Here is a 17653-nt window from a genome sequence, read left to right as displayed (position 1 = left end):
CTTTTTGATTAATATGAAAATAAATTAAGACAAATTTTTATCCGAATTACACTATGTAAATTTATCTGAATTATCAAAATATTAATGAAAAGAGGAGCTTTTATGAAAAAACAATGGAATAATTTTAATTTTGGAAATTGGACAACAAATATTGACGTGAGAAATTTTATACAAAAAAATTATAATGCTTACACCGGAGATGAAAGCTTTTTAACATCCCCTACAGAAAAGACCAAAAAAGTATGGGAAAAAGCTGAAAAACTTATTTTAGAGGAAATCAAAAAAGGTGGAGTTTTAGATGTGGATACAAACACAGTATCCGGAATTGATAGTTTTAAACCAGGATATATAGACAGAGAAAACGAAGTTATTGTAGGATTTCAGACAGATGCACCACTTAAGAGAATGGTAAACCCTTTTGGTGGAATAATGATGGCTAAAGAAGCTCTCACTGATTATGGTTATAAAATCAATGAGGATATGAACAATATATTTACAAAATACAGGAAGACTCACAATGAAGGTGTATTTGATGCATATACAGAAGAAATGAGAGCTGCAAGACACGTAGGGCTTTTAACAGGACTTCCAGATGCTTATGGTAGAGGAAGAATAATAGGTGATTTTAGAAGAGTAGCCCTTTATGGAATAGATTATTTAATTGAACAAAAGAAAAAAGATCTAAAAACCCTTAAAAGTCCTAATATGCTGGAAGATATGCTAAGGCAGAGAGAAGAAGTGGCAGAACAAATAAAAGCTCTTAATAAAATGAAGAACATGGCAAAAAGTTATGGAATAGATATTTCAAATCCAGCTCAAAATGCAAAGGAAGCTGTGCAGTTTACTTACCTTGGTTATCTTGCAGGAATAAAAGAAAATAATGGTGCGGCAATGTCTCTTGGAAGAGTTTCTACATTTTTGGATATTTATATTGAAAGAGATTTAAAGAAAGGCATCATAACCGAACAGGAAGCCCAGGAACTTATAGACCAGTTTGTAATCAAACTAAGGCTTGAAAGACATTTAAGAACTCCAGACTACAATGAACTGTTTGCAGGAGATCCTAACTGGGTAACTGAATGTATAGGCGGTATGACAATAGATGGCAGAACACTGGTTACTAAAAACTCTTATAGGTTTTTAAACACACTTACAAATTTAGGGCCTGCCCCAGAACCGAATATAACAATACTTTGGTCACAAAACTTGCCGGAACCATTTAAAAAATACTGCAGCAGAATGTCCATTGAAACAGATGCACTTCAATATGAAAATGACGACGTTATGAGACCTATCTATGGAGATGATTATGCCATAGCCTGCTGTGTATCTGCCATGGCCTTAGGAAAGGAAATGCAATTTTTCGGTGCTAGGTGTAACATTGGAAAATCTCTTTTATATGCTGTGAACAGCGGAATAGATGAAAAAACTTTTGAAAAGATAGTACCTCACATAGAAAAAATTGATGATGAAATTCTAGACTATGAAAAAGTCAAGAAAAATTATTTTAAAGTACTTGAATATATAGCAAAATTATATGTAAATACCCTTAATACAATTCACTATATGCATGATAAATATGCCTATGAAGCAGGACTTATGGCGCTTCATGACACTGAAGTCCATAGATTTCTAGCTTGCGGTATAGCAGGACTTTCAGTAGCTGCAGATTCATTAAGTGCTATAAAATATGCAAAGGTGAAACCAATAAGAAATGAAGATGGAATAGCAGTGGATTTTAAAACAGAAGGAGATTTTCCAAAGTACGGCAATGACGACGACAGAGTAGACGACATAGCAGTTGAAATTGTAAATAAATTTATAAAAGAACTTAGAAAAACCAACACTTATAGAGACGCAGAGCATACACTTTCCGTACTTACTATAACTTCAAATGTAATGTATGGTAAAAAGACAGGAGCTACCCCTGATGGAAGAAAGGCAGGAGAGCCTTTTGCACCAGGTGCTAATCCAATGCACGGAAGGGATAAAGAAGGTGCCCTGGCATCCTTAAATTCAGTGGCAAAAATACCATACCGCTCCGTGTGCCAGGATGGTATTTCAAATACATTCTCCATTATACCGGATGCCCTGGGAAAAGACTTAAATACAAGAACAACTAACCTTGTTTCTATTTTAGATGGATATTTCTCACAAGGGGCACACCATCTAAATGTAAATGTAATGAACCGTGAAACACTGTTAGATGCACTTGAAAATCCTGAAAAATACCCAACTTTGACTATAAGGGTTTCAGGATACGCAGTGCACTTTATAAAACTTACAAGGCAGCAGCAAGAGGAGGTAATCAAAAGAACCTTCCACGAAAGAGTTTAAAGGTGATTTTATGGGAAGAATTCATTCTATAGAAACTATGGGATTGGTAGATGGTCCTGGAATACGGGTAGTTGTATTTTTTCAGGGCTGCAGACTAAGATGTGCTTTTTGCCATAATCCAGATACCTGGACATTCAATCAGGGTATAGAAATGGAACCTAGCGAACTTCTACAAAAAATATTGAGATTTAAGGCGTATTTTGAAAAATCCGGAGGCGGGGTTACCTGCTCTGGCGGAGAACCCCTTATGCAGCCTGAATTTTTAATACAATTTTTAAAGTTATGTAAAGAAAATGGTATAAATACAGCTGTTGATACTTCAGGTTTTGGAAAGGGAAATTATGAAGAGATTTTAAAATATACAGACACCCTACTCCTTGACATAAAACACATAGATAAAGAGGGTTATAAAGATTTAACCGGAGGCCATATAGAAGAGTTTTATAGCTTTTTAGAAGCCCTTAATAAATCCTCTTCACGAATATGGATAAGACATGTAATGGTACCTGGAATTACTGACAGTTATGGAGCTATGGATAAAATAATAGATGTAATAATCCGTCATATTTCTTTAGATAAAATAGATAATTTTGAAATTCTTCCATATCACACACTGGGAGTAAATAAATATACTAAATTGAAAATACCCTATAAATTAAATAATGTGAGTAGTATGGATAAAAAGCAGGCAAAAGTATTTGAAGATTATGTTCTTAAACAGTTAAGAGTTAAGAATTAAGAGTTAAGGAGAGTTTTTCTCCACTCTATTACAAAAAACTTCAAAAGAAAAATCCCATTAAAGCTGTGCTTTAATGGGATTTTTCTTGGATTTTCTGAAGTTTCACTAAAGAAAATCATCCTTAACTATTCACTATTAACCCTTAACTATTAATTTTTAAAGTCTTCTATACTTATAACATTGTCTATTCTAATCACTGATTTTAAATTCACAAGTTCCTTGGTTGAATTACTAATATCTGCTTCAATAGTCTTATGTGTAAATAATACTATTGTTACCTCTCCTTTTGAATTTTCTTCACCTTTTTGTATCACAGAACGGAGACTTACGTTGTATTTTCCTAAAGTTGTGGTTATTTCCCCCAGCACTCCTGATTGATCTATTACAGTAATTCTAATATAAAATTTACTTTTGCTTTCACCTATACTCCGTATTTCTCTATGCCATAAGTCATTTTGTGCTATGTGACTATAATTTGCTACGTCCACATTACTTCTCAGTATAGCAACAATGTCACTTACTACAGCGCTTCCTGTAGGCAGGCTCCCTGCTCCCCTTCCATAAAACATCAAATCTCCCACTGCATTACCTTTTATAAATATGGCGTTAAAAGAATCATAAACATTTGCAAGTGGATGTTCCTTAGGGATCATTGTAGGCTGTACTTTAAGTTCAAGTTTTCCCTTATTTTCTTTTGCAATGGCCAGCAGCTTAATTACCATGTCAAATTTCTTAGCATATTTCATATCTATAGATTTAATCTTTGTAATACCTTCCCTATATACACTATTTACATCAACTTTTGTTCCAAAAGCTAAAGATGAAAGTATGGCTAATTTATATTGGGCATCAAATCCTTCAATATCCGAGGTAGGATCCGCTTCAGCATATCCCATATCCTGGGCCTGCTTTAAAGCCACATCAAAATCTAATCTTTCAAGCTGCATTTTACTTAAAATATAATTTGTTGTGCCATTTACTATACCATAGAATTCTTCAATCTTGTTGGCAGTCAAACTTTCCTCTATTCCCTTTATTATTGGAATACCGCCTGCCACACTTGCCTCATAGTTAAATACCACACCTTTATTATGAGCTTTTTCAAAAAGTTCATCTCCCTCAGTTGCAATAAGCATTTTATTTGCAGTTACTATATGCTTCTTTTTATCCATACATTTAAGCATATACCCTTTTGCAGGTTCTATACCTCCCATAACTTCAATTACAATTTTAATTGAGTCATCTTGCAATATATCATTAAAATCTGTAGTTATAATTTCATCTGGAACTTCTACATCTCTTTTCTTATCTTTATCCCTTACAAGAATTTTTGCTACTTCTACATCATATCCTGATCTTTTCATTATTTCTTTCTTATTAGAGTTTAAAATCATCCAAACTCCTGTGCCCACATTTCCTAGTCCCATTAACGCTATTCTTACTTTTTTCATCTTTATTTCACCTTCCTGTATTTAATATCTATCCTCCCAAAAATTACATGCTTAATTTTAAAAAATTAAAACTCAAGCCATTAGTTCATATATCTTTTTATGCTATTAATTTCCTCCCACTCAAGTCCTGTTATTTTTATTACCGTCAGTAAATCCATTCCCATTCTTATAAGATTTTTTGCTTCTTGTATATTCATTTCTATTTCTTCTTCCATATCTTCTCTTATTATATAATCAATTATCCTCTCTAAATTATATACCATAATACCTCCTGCTATACTTTTCACTATAATTTCTCACTTAATTATACCAAAATTATTTAAATTTTAACAATAACATTTTAGATATATAAAAAGAAATAAAATATACTGGTAGCAGCAGCCTTTAGATAAATTCATCTTATGTATAATTTTTCAAATTTTATAAGTTTTAGGATATAATTGCAGCTTATGTGTTGTTCACATGCAAAAGTTATGATATAATTGTTCTAAAATTTAACAATCCATAAACAACCATTTAAAATACTTAAAAATTTCTTAATAAAGGAGGAGTTATATTGCTTTATTTCTTTGTTGGATTAGTACTAGGAGTTATATTATGTTTAACAGCCTCTATGTATAAAAAAACTAAAGATAAACTAACAATTGAAGAATTTTTAAACAAATTATTAAATGATGATTATTATTTTAGAATAAACTCAAAAAGTAAATCACCCTATTTAAATTCAATTAATTCACTCAGAAAAAAATTACTTAAAACTAATTTTAAATTCCAAGTATTATTTAGCAAAATTTATTCCATATCCCATGATTTATCCTCAACAATTGAACATACTTCCTCATCCACAGAACTGCTGCAGGGAGAAGCTAAAAATCTGTCAGAAACAAGTAACATAAGCTATGATAAAGTAAACAACACACTTAACACTATAAGAGACATATCTTCTTTGTTTGAAAATATAAAAAATACTTCTGAAAATATTTCTATAACTTCAGATAAATCACAGAAAATTATTATGAATGGTTTAAAAGATATACTAGGCATAGTCAGTACAATTGAAGAAATCAAATTATCTACAGATAAAACCATGAAAAATATTAAAGAATTAAAACAAATTTCAATGGAGATATCTTCTATATTAAATACAGTGAATGATATAGCAGCCCAGACTCATATGTTATCCTTAAATGCTTCTATTGAAGCTGCACGTGCAGGTGAATACGGCAAAGGGTTTAGTGTAGTGGCACATGAAATATCAAACCTTGCAGAAAACAGTAAAAATTCCGTTTCCGAAATATCAAAACTCATTCAAAAAATTGAAAAACAGATTGAAATAGTTATAGAAACTTCTATTCCTAATGAAAAAAATGTTGAAAAAAGTGTAGCTTATTCACAAAACATAGAAAACATTTTAAATGAAATAAAAAAATCTGTAGTAGCTATTTTAAGTTCTGTAAATGAAATACTCAACTTTACAGATAAAGAATATGAGTCTATAAAAACTATAAACTCTCAATGTAATGAAGTCCAGGAAAGCTTCCAAGTTATAAATTCAAATGTAAAAAATATGTATGGTTCTGTTGAAACCCAAAATGAAAGCATAAAAGAATTAAAAGAAATGCAAAAATTTCTCATTGACACCTCTTCGTCCCTGGATTCTTTCTGTGAAAAGATTGAAAATGACTTAACTAAGTTGAACACAGATAAAGTAAAATCAATGTGCAGTGAAACAATCAGCTTAATGAAAAAAGATTTACTGTCACAGCATAAGCTGGCTTCTCTAGATGAGATTACCCATAAAAATTTACTATGTAAATTTTTAGACAAGTACCCTTATATAGAAGCAATTTGGACAAATAATACTAGTGGTAAGTTTATTTATTCGAATCCTCCAAATGGAATAGCAAATGCCAGCATGCGTCAATGGTTTAAAGAAAGTATAAAAGGTAATGATTACATTTCAGATGTATATATATCATCTATCACTTCAAATCCTTGTGTTACTGTATCAATGCCTATTTTGAATTCAAATAGCACAATAATAGGTGTTATGGGTATTGATTTAAAAATAGATATATAATAAAAATTTTATTTCTTTACAAAACATACTGTAAGTTTTTAGTTTCTTCAAAACTTGAGTTTTTCTACATATTGATGTTATAATAAAAAAACATTAATAGGCTATTAAGGTATGTGAAAATACCTAAGCTTAATAATTACTTTAAGGGGGAAAACAAATTGAATAAAAGAACCTTGTATGTTATTATGACGTTAGCATTAGTAATAATAACTTGTGGAAGTGTTTTGGCTGCACCAAATTCCACATCAGATGAGCTAACTCAAACTCAAAATAACAAAAAGGAACTACAGTCAAAGGTAAATAGTTTAAATGAACAAATTGATGGAGTAATCAAAAATATTGAAGATAACAAAAAAGCTATGAATAAAATTGCTGGAGACATAAAAAAAACTCAGGTTAAATTAGAAAATGCAAAAAATAATTCCAAGATTCAAGATAATTTGTTCAAAAGTAGAATAAAGGCTATGTACATAAATGGTACTGATGCATATCTTGAAGTACTTTTGTCCTCAGAAAGCTTCAGTGACTTTCTCTCCCGAATGGATACAATTACTAAAGTAATGCAATTCGATAAGGGGATTATTGCTAAGCTGAAAAAAGATGAAGAAACTATAGAAAATCAAAAACAAGCTTTAAATTATGAAAACAACAAATTACAAACTTTAAGAAAAACTAATGAAATAACTTTATCTAAACTAAATGATAATATACAACAGCAAAAAGAACTTTTAGCTAAAGCAGCTGAAAAAGAACAGCAGTTAAAAGAACAGCAGTTAATAGAGTCTGCCGCTTTATATCGTCAAGTTTCTCTAGCCTATAATAACAGTAGTAATTTAGATGGACAAACTCTATCCCGGGGTGGAAGGCCAGTTTCATTTTCTCAGGTATTAAGTGTAAGTGCCACAGCCTATTGTGATCAGGGTATTACAGCATCTGGTGCCGTAACTGTGAGAAATCCAAATAGTTATAGTACCATAGCAGTAGATCCTAGAGTTATACCCATGGGTTCTAGAGTTTATGTAGATGGATACGGATATGCCATTGCACAAGACATAGGCGGAGCTATTATAGGTAATAGAATAGATGTATTCTTTCCTTCAGAGGGAGAAGCACAGAACTGGGGACGAAGAGCCATAAATGTATATATACTTAATTAAATTATTTTACCTCCATAATTAAATGGAGGTTCTTTTATGCGGTAAAAGCAATGGATTGTTAAACTTTAATTATTATATTATACTTTAACACTGTACAAATGATAACTTAATATAAATTTAATATATGAATATTATATAAAGTTTGTTGCTAATCCTTGAAATTTATTCATTATAAATATATAATTTAGTCTATAAATTGTTATATTTATGAAGCATTTAGCAGCTAAAATGTTTAATGCTTAAATATTTTAGCTGCATAATAGATTCGCGAAGGAGGTAGCTTTAATGGATTGTAATAAAAATAAATTGCTTGTTATTAAAGACATTAAAAAAAATTTATATGATTTTTTTTTACTTACTAAATCCGTAATGAATAATTCCATACATGAAGAGAACCTTCCTATTGCTCAATTATTTTTTTTATACCAACTTAAAGAACATGGTCCCTATAAGGTCAGTGAATTAGCAAAAGAACTTGGAATAACTCCTGCTGCTGTTACAAATTTAAGTAATAAGTTTGTAAATAACGGATTTATATACAGATACCGACCAGAATCCAATAGACGAGTTGTTATGCTTTGTCTAACTGATAAGGGAGACAATTTTATAGAAGAATTAAATGAAATAAGATTTAAATTTTTAGAGCAAGTACTTTCTACTTTAAATGAAGATGATTTAAAAAATATAGTTTCCAGCTTTTCAAAACTAAATTATGCTTTTGAAAACTATAAAAATGAAAACTATTAAATCTATAATTTAAGGAGGGTGAAAAATGAATTTAACCGAACTATCTGTACGAAAGCCAGCTGCAATAACCATGGTCATATTATTTTTGCTGGGCCTTGGGGTATTTGGGTATACTCACCTGGGAGCAGATCTTATGCCATCTATGAATATACCTGTAATTTCTATATCCACTACATATTCTGGTGCCAGTGCTGAGGATATAAAGAAAGATATCGTAAAACCTATTGAAGATTCCGTAGCTGGTATAAGCGGTATTGACACCTTACAATCTACAGCAAACGAAGGGTATGGACAAACTACCATAATCTTTAAAAGCGATGTGAATATGAACACAGCTTTTTTAGATGTACAAAAAGCTGTAGATACTGCGCAGTCTAAACTTCCTAAAAACGCAGACAAGCCTGTTCTATTTAAAATGGATACAAATGCCATGCCTGTTTTGATGTTATCCGTATCTGGAGACATATCCCGTGACGAATTATATAATGAATCAAATAATATAACTGATTCACTTAAAAAGGTTGAGGGAGTGGGCAATGTATCTCTCCTTGGAGCGCAAAAAAAACAACTTATGATAAAACTAGATAAAGCAGCTATAGAATTTTATGGAGTAAATACAAGCACCTTAGTTTCCAAATTACAATCAGATAATATTAGCTTTCCTGCAGGTCAAATAAAACAAGAAAACCTAAATGAAACTGTAAGAATTATGAGTCAGCTTGAAAATATAGATGAAATAAAAAATTTATCAATACCTACTTCAGCTGGAGGTACTGTTCGTTTATCTGATATAGCTGACGTAAACTTAGGATATCCTGACCAAAATGAATATATGAGAATAAACGGTAAAGATACCATAGGCATAAATATACAAAAACAAAGTGATGCAAATGTAATTGAAACTGTAAATAATATAAATGCAGAACTTGAAAAAGTTAAAAAACAGCTTCCAAAAGGAGTAACTTTAATAACTGCATATGACAGTACCAAATTTATAACTTCATCTCTTTCTGAGATAAAACGTACTCTAGTAGAAGGTATAATAACTACTGCTCTGGTACTATTTATATTTTTGAGAAGCTGGAAATCTTCATTAATAGTACTTGTAGCCATACCTACTTCTCTTATTGCCACTTTTTTTATGATGTATGTTATGGGATTTACACTAAATATGATGTCTTTAATGGGTTTATCCCTTTGCGTAGGAATACTTGTAGATGATTCCATTGTTGTACTTGATAATATAAAACAGCATCTTGCCATGAAAAAACATCCGCACCAGGCGGCCATAGATGGACGTAATGAAATAGGACTGGCAGCCATTGCCATAACACTCTGTGACGTGGTAGTATTTGCTCCTGTTGCCTTTATATCAGGTATGGCAGGACAGTTCTTTAAAGAATTTGGATTGACTATAGCTTTTGCAGCATTATTTTCCCTATTTGTTTCCTTTACCATTACTCCTATGCTGGCATCTAGAGTATTTAAAGGAAGTGACAATAACCATAAAAAAACTTCCAGCAGATTTACTAAAATTAAAAATACAAAATTACATAAAATATTTAGTTCCCTTTCAAACTCCCTTGATAATGTAACAGTAGTATATAAGAAAGCTCTTATATGGTCATTAGATCATAGAAAAAGAGTGTTAATTATCGGCATAGCCGCATTAATAGGCAGTATTTTCTTAATACCAGCAGGTGCTATAGGAACAGAACTTATTCCTGTTACAGACCAAAGCTCTTTTAATATAAATATGACTTTTGATTCGGGAGCAACCTTAAATCAAATGGATAAAGGTGTTAAACAAGTGGAGAACTATTTACATGGAATTAAAGAAATAAAAACTTATTATGCTATGGTGGGCTCCAGCGGCAACAGTATAGATTCTAATACTTCTAATACTGCAAGTATATATGTAGAACTTTACCCTAAAAATGAGAGAAAATTATCTCAATCTGAAGTAGCTAAAAAGATTCGAAGCTGGGGAAATGCATCTTTGGCTGGAATAGATTTTTCTGTAGTTGAATCTGATGTAAGCAGCGGCAGCAGTAAACCCATATCAATTCAAATATTAGGTAATGATTCTGATACCATAAATGAAATATCTAATAAAGTAGAGGATACAATAAAAGCAATTCCCGGCATTACAGATGTGGATAATTCTACCAAGGTAAGCCAAAGTGAATTAAAAATTCAAATAGACAGGTTAGCCGCAACCCAATACGGTATATCAGTATCAGATCTATCTTCAGTATTAAGAACTGCAATTCAGGGTTCATCTGGAGGGGTGTATACTACAAAGGGAGATGATTATGATATAACAGTAAAATTTGATGATGAATATGTAAAAACTCCTGCAGATATAGAATCTATAAAAATAATCAATCAATCAGGTAAATCTGTATCTATAGGCGAAGTAGCAAATATAGTAAGATCCGATAGTCCTAAATCTATATCAAGACAGGCTAGACAGGATGTAGCTACTGTTTCTGCAAATATTCAAGGAAAACCATTAGGAACTGTAAGTAAAGATATAACGGAAAAATTGAAATCACTTTCTGTTCCTGAAGGCTATCAGATCAAATTTGGCGGAAATCAGGAAAGTATGTCAACTAGTTTTACTTCCCTGATAGAAGTATTAATTATTTCCTTAATACTTGTTTATATGATATTAGTTGTACTTTACGAGTCCTTTTTAACACCATTTATCAGAATGATATCTCTGCCTTGTGCACTAATAGGTGCAATTCTGATACTTGCAATTACTGGTAAAACTTTAAACATGATGTCTCTAATAGGACTTATTATGCTTGACGGATTAGCCTCTAAAAATGGTACTCTTTTAATTGACTATACAAATACACTTATGAAACGGGGAAAAAATTTAAAAGAAGCTTTAATTGAATCTGGTGAAAGAAGACTTAGACCTATTATAATGACCTCTGCCACTATGATTGTAGGAATGCTTCCCTCTGCCCTGTCTCTAGGGGAAGGTAGTGAAATGAAATCCAGTATGGCCCTTGTGGTTATAGGAGGAATGATAGCTTCTACCATTCTTACTCCTATAATATTACCTATTGTGTATACATTATTAGATGATTTTAAAAATTATATACTTAAAAAAATAAAGAAACATCCAGAAATTCAGGAGGTGTGATTATGAAGAATATTATTTTAAAACTAAAAAAACATAAAGGGAAAATAATATTACTTGTACTGGCAGTTTTAATTATATTTAGTATAGCCCATAATATAATTAAAAATAAAAAGACAGAAGCTAAAAATTCTATTAAAAATGTAAAAGTGATAAAAGCAGAACTTACTTCTCTATCTACAACCGTAAATTATTCTGGAAAACTAACTGCCAATGAAGAAGTTTCAGTGTCTCCTAAATCATCAGGAAAAGTTAAAACTTTGAATGTACAAGTAGGTAGTACAGTAAAAAGTGGTGATATACTATTTACCCTTGATTCAGATGCTCTGCAGGCTCAACTTCAACAACAACAGGCAAGTATAGCTTCTGCCAATGCTGGTTTAAATTCTGCCAATGCTAGTTTAGATAAAACTAAAAGTTCAGGAGTTGATCAGCAAGTCGTACAAGCTCAACAGGCAGTAGACAGCGCTCAAATAAGCTATAATGATGCAAAAACTAATTACGACAGGACAGCCTCATTATACTCTGCAGGAGCTGTCTCACAACAGGAGCTAGATACGGCTAAAACAAAATTAGATACTGCATCTGTTGCCCTGTCTTCCGCCCAGCAAAATTTAAGCTTAATTCAGGGAAAAGTTGGCCCTGAATCCGTTGAAGTGGCAAAAGCCCAAGTAACTCAGGCAGAAGCCCAAGTAACCCAGGCAGAAGCTGGACTTAAATCAATACAAACTCAAATTAACGATACCATAATTAATTCTCCTATTTCTGGAATTGTATCTACAGTAAACATACATCCAGGAGAAATTTCTCCAGCTGCAACAGCATCCATAACTATAATAGATTCAAGTTCACTTATAGCAGAAACAGATGTACCTGGAACCATGCTTTCAAAGATTCAGACAGGTCAGTCTGTACCTATAGTTATTCCTTCTTTATCCAATAAAAAAGTAACTGGTTCTATAGAAACTATAAGTCCTGATACAAATAGTACAACCCAAGAATATTTAATTAAAATAAAAATAGATAATTCTGAAGGTGATTTAAAATCAGGAATGTTCGCTAAAATATCATTACCTGATGAGAACAAGAACAATGTAATTACTGTACCAAATGAAGCCATAAAAGTAGAAAATGGAGTTTCTTATTTATATGCGGTAGAAAAGAATAAAATAAAGAAAATATCTGTAACTACGGGGCTTTCAAATGATAAAATCACCGAAATAATATCTTCAAGAATAAATGCAGGAGCCAGTATAGTACCTGAAGGTCAGACCTTTTTAAACGATGGTGATAAAGTTAAAATTATTAAATGATTTCTACTTAAATAATAAAGCACGTGAATTTTTTTAAAAATTCATGTGCTTTGTTTCTTTTAAATTAATGTCACAAATTGACCTTCCATCATATTATAAATTATAAGTAAAGTAAGGAGCTGAGTATATTGAGCAGACACCATCGCAGAAAGCATTCTAGAAGACGCCATAGTGAACAAGATTCATTAAAAAATTTACTTATTGATAACAGCAGCAATTCTCTTATTGAATCAAACCCCTCATCTGATCAATCCTCTGAAGAATGCAGCCACATTGAGTCTATTAGTTTCATAGATAATTTAAAAAGATATATAGGAGAAATAGTAACTATATCTACACCCGGTGCAGATTTCTGCCAGTGCAATTCCATTGGAACACTAATAGAAGTAAATAATTATTTTATAAGACTTGCCATTAAACCAGATGGACTTCCAATTTATACATCAGAAAATACTTACAGTGATGATTTAAATATTAATAACCAACTTTCCTTGCCTACTAATGACTATAATTTAAATTGCACCAATAATGATACAGGTGCTCTAGTGGATATACCTATTGATAAAATCACTGCATTTACCCACAGTGGTATTTAAAAATTCTGCTGGCATACTATAATTTTCTATGCCAGCAAATCTTTTCTCCATGGTTCAGCTTTTTAATCCCTTTAATACAGCTAATTTTGCCATATTAAATATGGAATTTCCTTCTCTTACTATAACTATATCCTCTTTTATATACTTTTTATCTTCACTTAATGTAAATAATGAAGCTGTATTTTTCTTGAAAGAATTATTCATCAAATTTTTAAGTATACATTTAGTTTCATCTTTAGCATGGAGGTTTTCACATAATCTTTCTATAGTATAATCAACTCTTGTAATATATTTATCTTTTAACAATTTCTTTTTCTTTACCTTGTTTAATACTAAAATTGATATCTTTAAAATATCACCTCTTACATTAAACTCTACTGTATTATAACTTTGACATATAAAACTTACCGCTTTATTTAACTGATTTGTATATATATCTATATTTTCTTTTCCTATAATAAAAGCAAGCATAACCATAGCTGTAGTTTCTATTTTATCCTCTATACTGCTATCTTCATAATCCACGAAAGCTCCATCTGCAAATTGATTTTTAGCAATTATTCTAAGAAGTTTTTCTCTAGGATATTTCTTATCTAAACATCTATTGTCACTAAGATTTATTTCCATATCATCCTCATATGTAAAACTTCTATATAAAAATCCTGCTGCTGTATTCCCATCTATTTTATCACCTAAAGTATTTTCTCTTACTTTTATAGGAATTATATTTCTAAGTTGAATACCTAGTACTGGCTCTTCCCTCAGTTCCATTAATATAAATGTTGTTTCACGACTTATAAGTCCATTATCTTTAGAGAGCTCTATTATTTTTTTTCTCATACTTTCCCTTATCTGTCCCCTTTGTGCTCTCATGTTTATTTCTAAGGATTTCATTCTTTTTCTAGTCCATATTTTTTTTAATAAATTAGCATTTTCTTCTGTATTAAAATTATCTATATCCACTTCTTGCATATATTCTTTTCCATCAACATTCCCTTTTAAGGTTATCTGCCCTCCTACCTCCCCCAGTACATTTGCAAATATCGAAAAAGGTTCTCTATCATACATATACTCTATAGTTCTAGGATAGGAATTTTTAACCTTAAGTTTACCCCAGTCAATTTCTATATCATCAACTTGAGGATTTTGTATTCTATTGAATTGCCTTAAGACTATATCTTCAATTCTCTCACCTATATCTATAAATTCTGCTTTTCCATAGCTTTCATGAGCTAATTTATTTAAAAAATAGTTATTAGCGGATGAATCTATTCCAAAAGTAAATATTCTATTATTTCCTATATTTTCCCTTACATAGGAAAGTATACTTTCTTCTTCATCTACTAAATCATCAGTAAATAGAAGTATTGTATTTTCATCTCCTTCTTTTTCCAGGCTATATTTTATCGCTGCAAATATATCTGCATCTTCCTCTATATCTAAATTATCTATCCATTTAGAAGCTTCTCTTAAAGAATTCTCATTAAATTCTATCATACCATTTTGGGAAAAATCCATTAATTTCACACCTATGGCTATTATGTCAAAGGTATCTCCTTCAGATAGATTTCTTATACAAAGTTGGAGTGCATTTTTTGCCTGCTCTAATTTTTCACCTTTCATAGTATCTGAGATATCAATTAAAAATATATAATTTTCCTTAATTTCTTCCTCATAAGGATCAAGTTTTGGAATCATTCTTATATAGACTATTCCTTTTTCCTCATTATTCTCTTTATATTCATATATCATTCCATCTGCTTCTAGGGTTTCTCTTTCTGTTATAAATAATGTAAACTCTTTATCTATTAAGTAATAATCTTCCTCCAAGGTTATTTTAGCTACTGTATCTCCTTCCCTCTCCACTTTTATTTTGTGATAAGGGCATCTAAAATCAACTCTACTTAATGATTCAACTATTATATTTACCTTAAATTCAAAATCTTCTTCCTTAACTTTTTTTATTCCAAATTTGTTAACTAAATTATTTTTCAGTTCTCCAATTTTAGATTTACTTTTTATTATTTTAGGTTCTGAAATTGCCGGTATTGTAAGTTTAAAAGTACTATCTTTATAGTCCAGCTCATCTATGTAAGAAAGCTTTATCTTCACCGTCTCTCCAGAAATTATTTTACCTATGCTTATTTTAAAGAAATGAGGGCTAAATTCTTCCAGTGAAAAGATACTATCTCCACGAATTCTTGCATTCTCATAAACCTGAAGTGCCTTATCTTTTTCTTCCACTATGGCTTTTAAAGTTCTTCCTCCTATTTCTGCCTCGAATCCCGATATTACAGCTGTAACTGGAATAGGAAAAATATAAACTCCTTCTATATCTTCATTGCTACAGTTTTGATAAATCTGATTTATAAATATTTCTCCATATCCTGCACATAAATTACCTGTAATATTTACTTTTTTTAATAATATTCCATCATCAATTCCCCTATTTGTTTTAATATAAGGTAACATACAACTCGCCTCCTTTTCAATTTATCTTAAGGTATCTGAAAATCATAACAAGTCAAAAATGTTTTGGATATTTCTTATTATACCATATTTAATTTCATTTATTTTTACATAAATATGTAAATTTAAATTTTCTTCAGATATATGCAAATATATTGCAAAAACCACATTTAAAAGGCACTCCATTCTTCTTTCTTAATAGTTAAAATCAAGAAGATTTATGGAATGCCCTTTAAAGGTTAAAGTATGTTGTTATTTACTATTTATCCAGGACATCATGGCCCTAAGTTTCTTTCCTACTACTTCAATAGGATGATTCTGCTCTTTTTTCCTCTTTGCAATAAATGAAGGTCTTCCTGTCTCGTTTTCAAGTATCCAGTTTTTCGCAAAAGTACCGTCCTGAATTTCAGTTAATGCTTTTTTCATTTCTTTTCTTGTATCCTCATTTATTATTCTCTTACCTATAGTATAATCTCCATATTCAGCAGTATCGCTTATAGAGTATCTCATATAGCTTAATCCGCCTTCATTCATTAAATCAACAATCAGTTTCATTTCATGCATACACTCAAAATATGCATTCTCTGGAGCATATCCTGCTTCAACTAAAGTTTCAAATCCTGCTTTTATTAGTTCAGAAACTCCTCCACAAAGTACTACCTGTTCTCCAAATAAATCCGTTTCTGTCTCATCTTTAAAAGTAGTTTCAAGTACTCCTCCTCTTGTACCTCCAATTCCTTTAGCATAAGCCAGTGCATAGTCCTTAGCTTTTCCACTACGGTCTTGATATACTGCATATAGGCAAGGAACTCCTTTTCCTTCAGTATACTGTCTTCTCACAATGTGTCCAGGTCCTTTAGGTGCAACCATAATTACGTCCACATTTTCAGGTGGTGTTATCTGATTGAAATGTATATTAAATCCGTGGGCAAACATAAGCACTTTTCCCTCTGTTAGATTATCCTTCACACTGTCAATATAAAGCTTTTTTTGTTTTTCATCTGGAATCAGGGTCATAACTAAATCGGCTTTCTTCACAGCCTCTGCAGCTTCCAATACTTCAAAACCATTTTGTTCAGCCTTTTTCCATGACTTACTGCCTTTATATAGACCAATTACTACATTAATTCCACTGTCTTTCAAATTTTGTGCATGAGCATGCCCTTGGCTTCCATAACCCAAAACTGCCACTGTTTTGTCCCTCAATAAATCTAAATTTGCATCTTCATCATAATAAATTTTTAAGTTTTCCATTATTACTTCCTCCTATATATTGTTTACTAGACAATTTATTATTTCTTAAAAAATAGCATAAAAAAAAGACCTTCTGCCTGGGGCGAAAGTCTGTCGCGGTACCACCCAAATTTCTTACTCATATTTCATAACGGTTCCTACCGGCACAGCTTACTATTATTTCAGCCTGCAACTCCAGGGGGGAGTTTCAACATGTAACATTTATGGATTCTCAGCATCAACCACTCTCTTTAAAATGTTTACCACATTTACTTAATCCCTGTCTCAGTTTTTAACACTATTTTTACAGTTTACTACACTTTTCATTTTATGTCAATATTCCAATATAACACTGAAAAATTTATTTTTTTTAA

At 31.3% G+C, this 17653-nt stretch carries 12 protein-coding genes and 1 other annotated feature; of the genes, 8 read left to right on the top strand and 4 right to left on the bottom strand.

The window, feature by feature from the left end; genetic code table 11:
- Window positions 1-102: 102 nt before the first annotated feature.
- Together pflB and pflA are read left to right on the top strand one after the other, a co-directional pair.
- Entirely contained in the window at window positions 103-2337 is a 2235-nt protein-coding gene (pflB, locus tag ACJDU8_RS07655; RefSeq protein WP_406791563.1) for a formate C-acetyltransferase, read from the top strand.
- Window positions 2338-2347: 10 nt separating this feature from the next.
- Window positions 2348-3076 carry a pyruvate formate-lyase-activating protein gene (gene pflA, locus ACJDU8_RS07650; RefSeq protein WP_406791562.1) on the top strand — a complete coding sequence of 243 codons (729 nt, stop codon included), beginning with the start codon at window positions 2348-2350 and terminating at the stop codon, window positions 3074-3076.
- 149 nt (window positions 3077-3225) lie between these two features.
- Here pflA and ACJDU8_RS07645 read toward each other — a convergent pair whose 3' ends face one another.
- Together ACJDU8_RS07645 and ACJDU8_RS07640 are read right to left on the bottom strand one after the other, a co-directional pair.
- Window positions 3226-4527 carry a homoserine dehydrogenase gene (locus ACJDU8_RS07645; protein WP_406791561.1) on the bottom strand — a complete coding sequence of 434 codons (1302 nt, stop codon included), beginning with the start codon at window positions 4525-4527 and terminating at the stop codon, window positions 3226-3228.
- An 80-nt stretch (window positions 4528-4607) separates the two neighbouring features.
- Window positions 4608-4790, bottom strand: a complete 183-nt coding sequence (locus tag ACJDU8_RS07640) for a hypothetical protein (RefSeq protein ID WP_406791560.1) — start codon at window positions 4788-4790, stop codon at window positions 4608-4610.
- Window positions 4791-5083: 293 nt separating this feature from the next.
- On the opposite strand from ACJDU8_RS07640, the gene ACJDU8_RS07635 reads away from it, so the two are divergent.
- From ACJDU8_RS07635 to ACJDU8_RS07610, 6 genes are all read left to right on the top strand, one after another.
- Complete coding sequence (locus tag ACJDU8_RS07635) at window positions 5084-6607, top strand: methyl-accepting chemotaxis protein (RefSeq protein ID WP_406791559.1); 1524 nt, start codon at window positions 5084-5086, stop codon at window positions 6605-6607.
- A 158-nt stretch (window positions 6608-6765) separates the two neighbouring features.
- The gene (locus tag ACJDU8_RS07630) at window positions 6766-7764 is read left to right on the top strand and encodes a 3D domain-containing protein (RefSeq protein ID WP_406791558.1); all 999 of its coding nucleotides are present in this window, start codon (window positions 6766-6768) and stop codon (window positions 7762-7764) included.
- 285 nt (window positions 7765-8049) lie between these two features.
- Window positions 8050-8511: a MarR family transcriptional regulator gene (locus tag ACJDU8_RS07625; RefSeq protein WP_406791557.1), complete on the top strand. Its 462-nt coding sequence runs from the start codon at window positions 8050-8052 to the stop codon at window positions 8509-8511.
- A gap of 25 nt (window positions 8512-8536) precedes the next feature.
- Window positions 8537-11671, top strand: coding sequence for an efflux RND transporter permease subunit (locus ACJDU8_RS07620; protein WP_406791556.1), 3135 nt, complete (start codon window positions 8537-8539; stop codon window positions 11669-11671).
- 2 nt (window positions 11672-11673) lie between these two features.
- Complete coding sequence (locus ACJDU8_RS07615; RefSeq protein ID WP_406791555.1) at window positions 11674-12981, top strand: efflux RND transporter periplasmic adaptor subunit; 1308 nt, start codon at window positions 11674-11676, stop codon at window positions 12979-12981.
- Between the two features lie 128 nt (window positions 12982-13109).
- A complete protein-coding gene (locus ACJDU8_RS07610) occupies window positions 13110-13577 on the top strand; it encodes a hypothetical protein (protein WP_406791554.1) in 468 nt (155 codons plus the stop codon).
- Between the two features lie 54 nt (window positions 13578-13631).
- On the opposite strand, the gene ACJDU8_RS07605 is transcribed toward ACJDU8_RS07610, so the two are convergent.
- Both ACJDU8_RS07605 and ilvC read right to left on the bottom strand, forming a co-directional pair.
- Entirely contained in the window at window positions 13632-16049 is a 2418-nt protein-coding gene (locus ACJDU8_RS07605) for a VIT and vWA domain-containing protein (protein ID WP_406791553.1), read from the bottom strand.
- Window positions 16050-16298: 249 nt separating this feature from the next.
- Window positions 16299-17300 (bottom strand): ketol-acid reductoisomerase, encoded by a 1002-nt coding sequence (gene ilvC, locus ACJDU8_RS07600; RefSeq protein WP_406791552.1) that lies wholly within the window; start codon window positions 17298-17300, stop codon window positions 16299-16301.
- Between the two features lie 75 nt (window positions 17301-17375).
- Window positions 17376-17575, bottom strand: a binding site (T-box leader).
- Window positions 17576-17653 lie beyond the last annotated feature (78 nt).

The organism is Candidatus Clostridium eludens, from assembly GCF_045310515.1.
Taxonomy (GTDB): domain Bacteria; phylum Bacillota; class Clostridia; order Clostridiales; family Clostridiaceae; genus Clostridium_B; species Clostridium_B eludens.
This window is presented reverse-complemented; position numbering and strand designations above follow the sequence as displayed.